Annotated in this window: 5 protein-coding genes; 3 read left to right on the forward strand and 2 right to left on the reverse strand. The window is 49.1% G+C overall.

The window, feature by feature from the left end; all coding sequences use genetic code 11:
* Positions 1-202 precede the first annotated feature (202 nt).
* The 3 genes from ACFVU8_RS24460 (at position 203) to ACFVU8_RS24470 (ending at position 12311) form a co-directional block, all read left to right on the forward strand.
* Positions 203-9790: a 5'-nucleotidase C-terminal domain-containing protein gene (locus ACFVU8_RS24460; RefSeq protein WP_387430742.1), complete on the forward strand. Its 9588-nt coding sequence runs from the start codon at positions 203-205 to the stop codon at positions 9788-9790.
* Between the two features lie 288 nt (positions 9791-10078).
* Entirely contained in the window at positions 10079-10993 is a 915-nt protein-coding gene (locus ACFVU8_RS24465; RefSeq protein ID WP_387430744.1) for an ArsR/SmtB family transcription factor, read from the forward strand.
* Positions 10994-11039: 46 nt separating this feature from the next.
* Positions 11040-12311, forward strand: a complete 1272-nt coding sequence (locus ACFVU8_RS24470; RefSeq protein WP_387430746.1) for an MFS transporter — start codon at positions 11040-11042, stop codon at positions 12309-12311.
* 67 nt (positions 12312-12378) lie between these two features.
* On the opposite strand, the gene ACFVU8_RS24475 is transcribed toward ACFVU8_RS24470, so the two are convergent.
* Complete coding sequence (locus ACFVU8_RS24475) at positions 12379-13017, reverse strand: histidine phosphatase family protein (RefSeq protein WP_387430748.1); 639 nt, start codon at positions 13015-13017, stop codon at positions 12379-12381.
* 12 nt (positions 13018-13029) lie between these two features.
* On the reverse strand, positions 13030-13833 hold the full coding sequence (locus ACFVU8_RS24480) for an AAC(3) family N-acetyltransferase (RefSeq protein WP_387430750.1): 804 nt from the start codon (positions 13831-13833) through the stop codon (positions 13030-13032).
* Between the last annotated feature and the right edge of the window lie 50 nt (positions 13834-13883).

Below are 13883 nucleotides of genomic sequence, written 5' to 3' on the forward strand. Positions count from 1 at the left end.
ACATATAATTAACCAATGTATTATAATTTTCATGGTACTTTCTCTTTATTTTAAGTTTATTAACTATAAATTTATTATAAATCCGTTCAAATTAACATTAAATTAATATATATTGATGTGAGGCAACCTTTCATTTAACAATCAAATGGTAGGATTGTATAGGTTGTCAAATTTAGTTCTTGAGAGGGGTAGATTTAAACAAATGGTTATCTCTAAAAGGGTAAGGAAATGGCTCGCAGCAGGGCTAGCGATGCTGATTACGGTCGGCAATGTATTCCCTGCTGTCCATACCGCCCAAGCAGCGCCGGATAATAATGCGGTGGTCATATCGCAGGTTTATGGCGGCGGAGGAAACGGTGGAGCACCGTATAAAAATGACTTCATTGAATTATACAATCCTACGAATTCCTCAGTAGATTTGAGTGGTTGGAAAGTTCGCTATGCCAGCCTAACGGGTGCTTTTTCAAATACTACTGAGTTAAAAGGAACCATTCCTGCGAACGGATATTATCTTATTCAGGAAGCTGCAGGCACCAACAACGCTGCAAGTCTACCTATACCAGATATCATTGGCGAAATAGCAATGAGTGGAACAGGCGGAAAAGTTGACCTCGTTAACGGCTCCGGCGAAAGACTGGACCTGATAAGTTATGGCCCAACAGCCAGTGATTTCGAGGGCAAACCTGCCCCAGCTCTAACCAATTCCACATCCGCGATCCGCAAGGCGCATACCTTAGGCCCTGTTGATAACCGCGGACTGGATACTGACAATAACCTCAACGACTTCACAGTGGAGTCACCAAGCCCGCGCAACAGCAGCTACGGACAAGCGCCGGAAGCGCCAACTGCGGCAGCTCCTGTCGTGGCCTCACCGGCTCCGAATGCATGGCCTGTAGGGACTTCAATCTCCCTTAGCTCTCCTACTGTAGGAGCGTCTGTCTATGCTGCCGTGTATGGCAACGGCGGTACAAGAGACTATCAGCTCTTCGATCAGCCGATTCAATTAATTGCTGATACAGGAATTAACGCTTTTGCTTCGGCCCCTGGTTTGGCTGACAGTCCTGTCGCTAATTTTGTTTACTCGGTGCTCTACCAAAGTACCATTCCTGCTACAAGAGTTATGGAAAAAGGGCAAAATGTGTGGACAAAAGGCATCGTGACGCATATCGACGGCGCTGAAATGTACATACAGGATGGAGATGCAGGGATCGTTCTCTATGGTTTCCCGGCATTTGCTAACATTGGAGATGAAGTTGAAGCCTCCGGTGTGATGGAAATTTATAACGGTCTGCAAGAAATCAAGCCGCAAGCTGGCTTGTCTCAGAAAGTCATTACGCCCAATGTAGGCGTACCTGCTCCAAAATTGATAACTGCAGCTGATTTGAGCACAGCTAACGGCGAGAAACTTGAAGCTCAACTTGTAACGATGGAAAATGTCACTATCGTTAAAAAAGCCGGAAGCACAGTAACCGCAAAACAAGGCGATCAAGAATTCACAATTTATTCTCCGTTGTCCAAGCTTGATCCTGGAACTAGCGGGAAAACTTTTGAACGCATTACAGGTGTAATTAAGCAATTTAATACGACCTACCAGTTCATTCCGCTGAATGAGAACGCACTGGTTGAAGAAACTCTTTCCGTTATGGCCAGCCCAGGCGCAGGCCGCATCATTACTGGCAGTAAGGTAACTCTCTCCAGTCCAGCGGCTGGCGCAGAGATTTTCTACACAACCAACGGAACAGACCCAACAGCGGCAAGCACCAAGTATACAGCCCCGATTGTGGTCAACCAAAACGTTACTATTAAAGCCATTGCCGTGGCTGGAGGTCAGACAAGCAAGGTTTACACTTTTGCTTACACACCTTCTGAAGCTCCGCGTATCCATGATATTCAGGGCGAGACCCACAAGTCCGAATTTGACGGACAGACCGTCACGGATATAGAAGGTATTGTTACCCAATATGGATATACTTTTGCGAACGGCTCATACAAAGGATTCTTTATCCAAGATCCGAAGCCAGACAACAATCCGAATACTTCTGAAGGGATTTTTGTTTATAGCACAAACGCAAGCAAGAAGCCTGCTGTTGGAGACTTTGTAGCCGTAACAGGTGTAGTATCCGAATATAATGAAGGAAGCAGCACAAACCTGACTTCTACACAAATTACTCTGACAGACTTCAAACAACTGCCTAAAACAGGTGTATCTTTCCCTGAACCAGTCGTGCTCGGTAAGGGTGGACGTGTCATTCCTACATCCGTGCTCGACAACAGAACTGAGTTCCAATCCGATAAGGATGCCATCGATTTTTATGAATCCCTGGAAGGCATGCTGGTGAAGCTTCCTTCACCAACCATCCTCAGTCCTTATTGGACAAGTGGTAACGGTACTTCCCAGGTGTACAACATCGCAACAAGAATTGATAACGGAACTGAAGATGCTATTACGCCAGCAGGCGGCCTTGCGCTGACAGAATACAAGAATTACAACCCGCAGCGCCTCCTGATCGCTTATAGCAATCCCGGCCAAGAAGTCGGCACTGGAGATACTTTCAACGGTGACATTACCGGCGTAATCGGCTACAACAACGGCAACTTTAAGGTGATTCCGGAGTATGGCAAGCTGCCTTCCATCACCACAAGCCCGTTCAAGCAAGAGACATCGACGATTGAGGTTAATGCGGACAAGCTCTTGATCGCTTCCTACAATATCGAGAACTATTACCCGGGTGTAGGCGATGCCAAGACCAAAAAACTCGCCGAATCCATCACAGCCAACATGAAAAAGCCGGATATTATCGGCGTTGTTGAAATGCAAGACAGCAATGGCGAAACCGACAATGGAACGGTTGAAGCCAACGCCACTCCGCTTATTCAAGCCATTCAGGCTGCAGGCGGTCCAGTATACAAGTACATTGATATTGCTCCACAGGATAAGAAAGACGGAGGAGCTCCAGGCGGTAACATCCGCGTAGGCTTCTTGTACAACCCGGAACGCGTAGAGCTGGCAGACAGTGTTAATGGTCAAAAGGGTACCTCTACACAATCGGTAGGTTACGATAAAGCAGCCGATAAGCTGACCTACAACCCTGGCCGGATCGATCCAACCAACGAAGCATTTACAAGCTCGCGTAAACCGCTCGCAGCACAATTTATCTTCCGCGGTGAGAAAGTCATTGTTATTGCCAACCACTTCAACTCCAAAGGTGGAGACACTGCTCCTTTCGGCAGCACTCAACCTCCGGTATTGTCCAGTGAAACTCAACGCCACAAGATCGCGGCTGTTGTGAATGGCTTCGTCAAGCAAGTACTGACAGCCAATCCTGATGCCAACATCGTAGCACTTGGCGACCTAAACGATTTCCAATTCACGCCGACTGCGACGATTCTGAAAGGCGACGAACTGGATAATCTGATCGACAAACTGCCTTTGAATGAGCAGTATACGTATACTTATGACGGTAACTCTCAAGTCCTTGACCATATTCTGGTCAGCAAAAAACTGACAGCTTCTGCTGATGTGGATGTTATTCACCTGAACGCTGATTTCCCATCCTCCAGAGGACGTGTATCCGATCATGATGCTGTAATGGCTCAGATTGATGTAAAAGCTACAGGAGATTTCCCGCTGCGCATCCTGCACACCAACGATACGCACAGTCACCTTGAGACAGTTGTGAAACGCATGACTGCCATCAAACAAGAACGGACTCCAAACACCCTCTTGCTTGATGCTGGTGATGTATTCTCCGGTACCCTGTACTATACGAAGTTCGAAGGACTTGCCGATCTGGAGTTCATGAACTACATCGGTTACGATGCCATGACCTTCGGTAATCATGAATTCGACAATGGCTTGCCTACACTGAAGAAATTCATAGATAAGGCGAACTTCCCATTTGTCAGCTCCAACATTGACTTTACAACCAAAGACAATGAACTGAAGGGCAATTTCAAGAATGAAATTGGCGGACTGAACTCTTCTATTGAAAATAGTCACATCTATCCTGCCATTATTAAAGAAGTTAACGGACAGAAAGTCGGCATCTTCGGTCTAACTACTGAAGACACCGTTGGACTGGCTTCGCCAGGCGACAACATCGCCTTCCTGGACTACAAGACCAGCGCAGCTAACACTGTGAAGATGCTGCAAGATCAAGGCATTAACAAAATCATTGCTCTCTCCCACCTGGGCTACACTGTGGATGAGAAACTGGCTGTACAAGTACCAGGCATCGACGTAATCGTCGGCGGTCACTCGCATACGAAGCTGGATGCACCTGTCATCAAGAACAAGGACACCGAGCCAACCCTGATTCTGCAAACCGGCGAGTATGGACAAAACCTTGGCGAATTGGATGTTAAATTCAACGACAAGGGTGTTATTACTTCATACCAAGGCAAGCTGCTCGATGTTAGCAAATTTGCTGATGATGCAACAGCTAAGACTATGCTTGCCAAGTACGACGCTGAACTGACAGAGATCCGTAACACCAAGGTCGGCAATACCAATGTGGAACTGAGCGTCAATCGCGTTATCGACGGTAAATCCGTACGTGTCGTACGCCAGGAAGAAACGGCTATTGGTAACCTGATTGCAGACGGCGTGAACAGCAAATCCAAGGAATTGGTCTCCAAGCTGCTCTCTCCTACTGAACTTAGCACTATCAAAGGTTTCGTCTCGATCCAAAACGGCGGCGGTATCCGCGCAGGGATCAACAAAGGCACCATCACTCTAGGAGATGTGCTGACAGTAATGCCATTCTCCAACAGTCTGGTAGCCCTGAAAGTAACAGGACAAGAAATTATTGAATCGCTGGAGAATGGTGTAAGCGGACTGGAGAGTGACCAAGGACGTTTCGCACAAGTATCCGGCATGAAGTATACCTATGACTCCAAGAAGAAACCGGAGATCATCAACCCAACCACCAACGTCCTGGAGCAAAAAGGGGAGCGGATGGTATCCGTAGAGATCAAGCAAGCAGACGGAAGCTACGCTGCTATTGACCCTAAAGGCTACTATATCCTGTCCACGAACTCCTTCATGGCGGGCGGCGGTGACTTCTATCGCTCCCTGGCGAAAGCCAAGGCAGACGGACGTTACTATGAGCTGTATCTGCCGGACTATGAAGTGTTCACAGATTACCTGAAACAACATGGTGATGTGAACATGGGTCTGGAAGGACGCATTACGGATCAAAAAGGTGCTGTGCCATCACCTAAGCCAACAGAAATACCAACAGAAACACCAGCACCAACACCTTCACCGGCACCAGAGAAAGATTTCCCGCTGCGCATCCTGCACACGAACGATACGCACAGTCACCTTGAGACAGTGGTGAAGCGGATGACAGCGATCAAGCAAGAACGTACCGACAACTCTATCTTGCTGGATGCAGGTGATGTATTCTCCGGTACTTTATACTTTACGAAGTTCGAAGGACTTGCCGATCTGGAGTTCATGAACTACATCGGTTACGACGCCATGACCTTCGGGAACCACGAGTTCGACAAAGGCTTGCCGACACTGAAGAATTTCATCGATGAAGCGAAATTCCCATTTGTCAGCTCCAACATCGACTTTACAACGAAGAACAATGAACTAAAGGGCAACTTTAAGAATGAGATCGGCGGATTGAACGCTTCCGTTCAAAATGGCCACATCTACCCTGCTATTATTAAAGAAGTTAACGGACAGAAAGTCGGTATTTTCGGTCTAACTACTGAAGACACCGTTGGACTGGCTTCGCCAGGCGACAACATCGCCTTCCTGGACTACAAGACCAGCGCAGCTAACACTGTGAAGATGCTGCAAGATCAAGGCATTAACAAAATCATTGCTCTCTCCCACCTTGGCTACACTGTGGATGAGAAACTGGCTGTACAAGTACCAGGCATCGACGTAATCGTCGGCGGCCACTCGCATACGAAGCTGGATGCACCTGTCATCACGAACAAGGACAGCGAGCCAACCCTGATCGTACAGACCGGAGAGTATGGTCAAAACCTTGGTGAGTTGGATGTTAATTTCAACGACAAGGGTGTTATTACTTCCTACAAAGGCAAGCTGCTGGATGTTAGCAAATTTGCTGATGATGCGAAAGCCAAGGAAATGCTTAAGGATTACGACGCCAAATTAGAAGAAGTACGCAAAACCAAGGTTGGTAAAACGAACGTGGAACTGGACACCAACCGCATCATCGATGGTAAATCCGTACGTGTTGTACGCCAAGAAGAAACAGTAATCGGAAACCTGATCGCAGATGGTGTGAATAGCAAGTCCAAGGAATTGGTCTCCAAGCTATTATCTCCAGAAGAGCAAGCCACGATCAAAGGTTTCGTCTCGATTCAAAACGGTGGCGGCATCCGCGTACCGATTAAGAAAGGCGACATCTTCCTTGGGGATGTACTTTCCGTAATGCCATTCTCCAACAGTCTCGTAGCGCTTAAAGTAACAGGTCAAGAGATTATTGAATCCTTGGAGAACGGTGTAAGCGGACTGGAAAGTGACCAAGGACGTTTTGCACAAGTATCTGGTATGAAATATACCTATGACTCCAAGAAGAAACCGGAGATCATCAACCCAACCACCAACGTCCTGGAGCAAAAAGGGGAACGGATGGTATCCGTAGAGATCAAGCAAGCAGACGGAAGCTACGTTGCTATTGATCCTAAAGGCTACTATATCCTGTCCACGAACTCCTTCATGGCGGGCGGCGGTGACTTCTATCGCTCCCTGGCGAAAGCTAAGGCCGATGGACGTTACTATGAACTCTATCTGCCAGACTTTGAAGTATTCACGGAATATTTAGGAAAGATTGGCGAGGTGAATATGGAGCTTGAGGGCCGGATTACCGATCTGAAAGGCTCGCAAGCACCAGGCAAAGAATTCCCGCTGCGCATCCTGCACACGAACGACACCCACAGTCACCTTGAGACTGTTGTGAAACGGATGACAGCAATCAAGCAAGAACGTACCGACAACTCTATCCTGCTAGATGCAGGTGATGTATTCTCCGGTACTTTGTACTTTACGAAATTCGAAGGACTTGCTGACCTGGAGTTCATGAACTACATCGGTTACGATGCCATGACCTTCGGGAACCACGAGTTCGACAAAGGCTTGCCAACACTGAAGACCTTTGTAGATAAGGCGAACTTCCCAATTGTCAGCTCCAACATTGACTTTACAACTAAAGACAATGAGCTGAAGGGCAACTTCAAGAATGAGATCGGCGGACTGAACGCTTCCGTTCAAAATGGCCACATCTACCCTGCCATCATTAAAGAAGTTAACGGGCAGAAAGTCGGAATCTTTGGTCTCACTACTGAAGACACCGTTGGACTGGCTTCGCCAGGCGACAACATCGCCTTCCTGGACTACAAAACCAGCGCAGCTAACACTGTAAAAATGCTGCAAGATCAAGGCATTAACAAAATCATTGCTCTCTCCCACCTGGGCTACACTGTGGATGAGCAACTGGCTGTACAAGTACCAGGCATCGACGTTATCGTCGGCGGTCACTCGCATACGAAGCTGGATGCACCTGTCATCAAGAACAAGGACACCGAGCCAACACTGATTCTGCAAACCGGCGAGTATGGACAAAACCTTGGTGAGTTGGATGTTAATTTCAACGACAAGGGTGTTATCACTTCCTACAAAGGCAAGCTGCTGGATGTCAACAAATTTGCAGACGATGCAACAGCTAAGTCTATGCTTGAGAAATATGATAAAGAGCTGACAGAAATTCGTGGCACCCAGGTGGGCAAAACGAATGTAGAGCTAAGTGTGAACCGCGAAATCGATGGCAAATCGACTCGTGTCGTACGTAAGGAAGAGACAGCTATCGGGAATCTGATCGCAGACGGCGTGAACAGCAAGTCCAAGGAATTGGTTACCAAGCTGTTGTCTTCTGATGATCTGGCTACTATCAAAGGTTTTGTCTCAATTCAAAATGGCGGCGGTATCCGCGCTGGTATCAACAAAGGTAATATTTCTCTCGGCGATGTACTGACAGTAATGCCATTCTCCAACAGTCTGGTAGCCCTGAAAGTAACGGGACAAGAAATTATTGAATCCCTGGAAAACGGTGTGAGCGGACTGGAAAGTGACCAAGGACGTTTTGCACAAGTATCCGGTATGAAGTACACCTATGATTCATCCAAGAAACCGGAAATCATTAACCCGACCACCAATGTACTGGAGCAAAAAGGGGAACGGATGGTATCTGTAGAGATCAAACAAGCAGATGGAAGCTACGTTGCTATTGATCCAAAAGGTTACTATATCCTGTCCACGAATTCCTTCATGGCAGGCGGCGGTGACTTCTATCGCTCCCTGGCGAAAGCTAAGGCAGACGGACGCTATTATGAGCTATATCTGCCAGACTATGAAGTATTCACAGATTATCTGAAACAAATTGGTGATGTGAACATCGCTCTTGAGGGACGGATTAAAGACCTGAAAGGTGCTGTACCTACACCTGAGACTTCACCAACACCGTCACCAACGCCGGTGCCAACGAGTCCATCTGGAGGATCGGGATCCACTCCAGCACCAACAGCAACAGCAAGTGCAACAACTTCACCTACAGCAGCGCCATCTCCAGCGGCAACGCAACAGGTGACGACCATTACACCATCTGAGCTGACTGCACAATTGGCTAAATTGCCAGCTGGCAGCAATGAACTGGTCATCCCGGTCACTGCTTCTGCAGGTGGCGCACAAATCGTGCTTCCAGGCAGCGTTATTGTTGCTCAGGCAGCTGCTCAACCGAATACTATTCTGACCTTTACTGCAGGCAGCACTTCCTATTCCATGCCTGTAAGCATCATCAAAGGAGCTGCACTTGCTAATCAATTGGGTACAAGTGACTTTACAGTTACTGTCTCTATGACACCAGCTGACTCTGTTACGCTGAGCAGTGTTAACAGTGCTGCGGCACAACAAGGCTCCATTACCCTTGCCGGACCTGTGATTGAATTCAGCGTCACAGCCCAAGCCGGAACGAAGAATGTTCCAGTAAACAGCTTTGGCAGCACCTATGTTAAGCGGACAATCACAGTTCCAGGCGCTTTGAATGCACAGAACGCTACAGCAGTGGTCTTCGACCAAGCTAGCGGACAGTTAATCTTCGTGCCATCCGTCTTTACAGCCAAAGCAGACGGAACAACAGAAGTAACAATTACACGCAACAGCAACAGCATTTATACTGTGATCCAATCCAGCAAGTCGTTCGGAGATACTGCCGGACACTGGGCGAAGTCATCTATTGATCTGCTGGCTTCCAAACAGATTGTGAGCGGAACGAGCAGCACTACCTTCTCCCCTTCACAATCGGTCAGCCGTGCTGAATTCGCAGCATTGATCACACGGGCACTGGGCCTGGAAACTGTTAGCGGCGGAACAACGTTCAGCGATGTCAGCTCGTCCAAGTGGTATGCGGGCGCTATCCAGACAGCTTCTGCAGCTGGCCTGATCTCTGGTTATACAGATGGGACTTTCCGTCCGGACAGTCAGATTTCCCGTCAGGAAATGGCAGCTGTATTGGCTAAAGCCATCAAGTATACAGGCGCTACTCTGAATGCGGACCCTGCTGTACTGGCCAAGTTCAGCGATGCAGCCGGTATTCCGGCCTGGTCCCGCGAAGCCGTAGCAGAAATTGCGGCCGCTGGCATCATCCAGGGAACACCTGACGGAGCTTTCGCTCCACAAAAAGCGGCAACCCGTGCGGAGGCCGTAACTATGCTGGAGAAGACTCTGAAGTCACTTCACTTCATCAACTAGACTTCAAGTCGATCCATCATTAAACCACAGATCGTAAAGCATCAATAAAGAGGGACCTGGGCGAAATTTTCGTCCGGGTCCCTCTTATTATTTTGCATAGAACGGAGCCTGCATCAGGTCAGGCCTGCAACACAACCGCTATTTCCATGGTAAAACGGGGATTGAATTTTCAAAATTGTTCTATTATAATGAAACCTATATTAAGTTCTATATTTATAGAACATATTCAATGATCGCATTTAACCTAACTAATCAATATCAATTAACTCTGAGAGGACAAGTGAACCTATGCCCCCTATCAACTACACCGTGGAAGTAGATTTTGCACCCATTTATGAATGTGTGAATAGCTTTAACGCGTTTCTCCGCAAGCAGAGTCATGCGGTCATGGATTCAGGAAAGCTCTGGGTTCGGGAAGTTCAGCAGCACTTATCACCTGCGCAGCTACAAAAGATGCGAGAAGCCATGGATGCAACGGATGAGTCCAATCTCTATCCTTATATCTGGAACTGTCCAGGTGATCGTTCTGTTACCAGCTTCCTGGATTGGCTGGACGCCCTCTCCTCAGGGGAGCTCTATGAGATCGCTGCCCGGTATAACCTCAGCGTTCCTCCTAATCTTCCAGAACTACGCGACCTAGCCTCTGAGGCTTTACGGGTTTGGAACACCCATTACTTCAGCGGCATCAACCAGGCTATCATTGAGGGCCTTGAGCGCGAAGCCGAGTACAGGCGCGAAATGTTGAACAAAGATAACAGTATGGAGGTCTATGAGCAGGCTACACAAGGCATGCGGCTGTATCCTACGGATCTTCTGAAGCAAGTTGTGATCATTCCCCAGTATCATACACGTCCACTCGTGACCAGTGCTATTTATGATGAGGTTATTTTCACCAGCTATTCCTGCGATGTTCTTCCGCCCGGAGAAGGCCGGCCGCCCGCAGAACTGCTGCGGCTAACACATGCGCTGTCGGATGAAACAAGACTCTGCATCCTTCGCTTGCTGACAGGGAAGCAGCTTACGTTCACCGAGATCGTTCGGGAGGTCGGCTTATCCAAAAGCACGATCCACTACCATCTCATCACCCTTCGAGCGGCAGGACTTGTTATCGTGCACTATAACAATAAGACTACAGACTATAGCCTGCGCCTGGAGGCACTGGACGATCTGCCCCGGCAAATCGGCGATTACATGAAGAGCTGATGGGAAAGGCACATTAGGGAGAACCCAAGCTTTAGGGAGGAATCACATGTTAAAACGCGGTTACTACGGTTTGCTGGCCACAATATCGCTCAGTTCCCTGGGCGATACCTTCGGGCTGCTGGCGATGGAGTGGCTGGTCTATGATTTGACCGGCTCCAAGCTGGCCATGGGTGCCTTAGCGCTCAGCTCCAGCATTCCCGAGTTCATCCTCCGGCTCATCGGTTCACCGTTGTCTGATCGGCTGCACCGCAGCCGATTTATGGCCGGCCTGGCAGCAGTGCGTTTGCTGGCCATACTGGTGCCGCTGACGATGGGTCTGGCCGGACAGCTTCAGCTGTGGCATCTGTTTCTTGCAGCCGGACTCAGCGGTGCATGTGCCGCCCTCTTTATGCCAACAGCGATGGCTGTCGTGCCCGACGTGGCGGACACTCGCAAGCTAGTGCGTGCGTTTGCCGTAATTGACGGCTTCAAGAACGCAGCTGCCTTGCTGGGCCCTGCCATGGCCGGCGCTCTGACAGCCGCCGCCGGAGCGCTGCCGGCCATGGGTGTTTACGCCGTCTGCTACACGGGGGCCATCGTTACTTTACTATGGCTGCCCAAGATGCAGACACCTGCAAAGAACGGGAGCAATTTATCCTTGGCCCGCTACATCCGGGAGATTACAGAAGGCTTCTCTTTCTATAAGAACTTTCCAGCCATGCTGGCGATCATGTGCATGGTGGCAATCAGTAATATGTGCAATATTGCTGTCTGGACGATGATCATTCCCTTTGTAAGAGATGTGCTGAATAGGGATGCCGTCGCTATAGGTGCTCTGACTACAGTTTTTGCACTGGGTACCTTAGTCGGGCTAACCATGATTTCATTCCTTGGAGAAATCAAACAAAGGCAGACGGTCATGCTATCAAGCCTCATGGTTATCGGCCTCTCTACGACATTAATAGGATTTGCTTCGAGTTATCCCTTGGTGCTGGCGGCTCAGTTCATCACCGGAGTGGCAGCCCCCTTCTTCAGTTCGCTAAGTTCTTCCTTACATGGGCGCCTGGTTCCGTCCCATTTGCAGGGGCGGGTCAACTCGATCCGCTTTTTGATTGGCGGCAGCCTGCAACCAGTCGGTGCTATGGGCGGAGCAGCAATAGCACATGCTTACGGTCTGCCTATTCTTTTCCTGGCCGCTGGTCTGATTCCTATCCTGTGTTCAGGAGTAGCAATGCTACTACCTGTTCTAAAAGGAATTAACGGAGATCTGTCAGATCTGGAGGCGAAACAGAGGCAAAAACAACATCTAACAACGAATAAAGGAGATGTTCCGGCATAACGGAGCATCTCCTTTTGATCAACAACTCTATAAGTAATAGTTCAATGATATGGTATAAAGTAATCTGTCAGGATTTTACTTCGTCAGCATTAGATTCGTAATGGCTGATATCTCCATGCAGCACGATTTCCGGAATGTCCCCTGTAAAATCAATCCGGCTTAGGCAGGTAGGATGGATATACGGGAGATCCCACAGCTTAGGAAGGGGTCTACCCTCGAAGTATGCCATTAACAGTTTGATCACCACCGTATGGGTGACGATCAGTACAGCTTCACCCTGATGGGCATCTACGATCGCGGCAAGCCTGTCCAGTGCCCGTTCCTGTACTTCTGCAAAGGTCTCGCTGCCCTTCACCTTGAATTTGGCAGGGTCCTTCCAGAAATATTCGTACTGATCCGGGTGGATGACCTCAAGCTCTGTGGAGTCACAGCCTTCCCATATGCCCATCCCGATCTCCATGAATTCTTCGGCAGACTGGAGCGGAATATTCCGCTCCCCGATAATGATCTCTGCCGTCCGCCAAGCCCTCGGGCTCGGGCTTGCGTAGACAGCATCTATTCGTTCGGTGGCCAGACCCCGTTGCAACCACTCTGCCTGCTGGACACCGAGCGGTGTCAGCGCCGAATCTTTATGACCTTGCATGCGGTGCTGCACATTCCACTCCGTCTGCCCGTGCCGGGTCAAATAAATTGTTGTTGTACCCATTGCCGTTCCTCCTTATGTACGGTTCCGTTCCATCCAGCTTACCGCATAATCCACGATCTCACGCTGAGGGATCAGCTTAGCCGGAGCCGCTGCAACCTGGCCTAAAGCAATTCGGCCTGTATCCTGCTGGAATTGCTCACCCAGGGTCGTGAAATCCTCAGATTCCCAGTCTAGCTCCTTGAACTCCACCCACTGCCTATTCCCGTCTACCATCATTGGCGCTCCACTGACGATTTCCTGTTTGCCTGGAAAAGACGCCCGGCATTCCGCCAGATGCAGTGAGGTGTTGTTGAGGTTCTCCACCCCTAACAACAGAACGCTTCCGTTCAGATCATAAATGCGGGCCAGAGGAGAATGTTCTCCCAACCCGAAGTCCAGATCATGCCCATCTATGATCCGATCCCTATGTTTACCCCATGCTGCGAACGAATGAATGGGGTGACCACTGCGCTTGACACCCTTTTGCTTACGGAAGGTATCCGGTATGATCCCCATCCCACTTAGCAGAGTCATATCCGGATCATACGCAGGCATCTTTTCCCGGATTGAAGCCCACCAGGCCTCAGGAACCGGGGGCCGTGACCATCCGGAAGGATCGGATAAATCACTCGAATGCGTAGGCATAACTAACGTACCCTCTTCCCCCAATACCTCTTCAAGCGCCAAAATAACAGCAACAGGCCCACCTGCTACCCACTCTCCAAGCGATTTAAACGAAGAGTGCATAACCAGCGTCATTCCTTCATGCACCCCCAGGCGGCGGAAGTCCTCCGCCAATGTCTCTACTGTAATTAGATCGCCCTGAATCATTTCCACCCTCAAATCCCTCCACATCTATGCGACTAAACCCGCCACGCCCCTGGCAA

It is taken from the genome of Paenibacillus sp. NPDC058177 (genome assembly GCF_042883835.1).
GTDB lineage: Bacteria > Bacillota > Bacilli > Paenibacillales > Paenibacillaceae > Paenibacillus_AQ > Paenibacillus_AQ agri.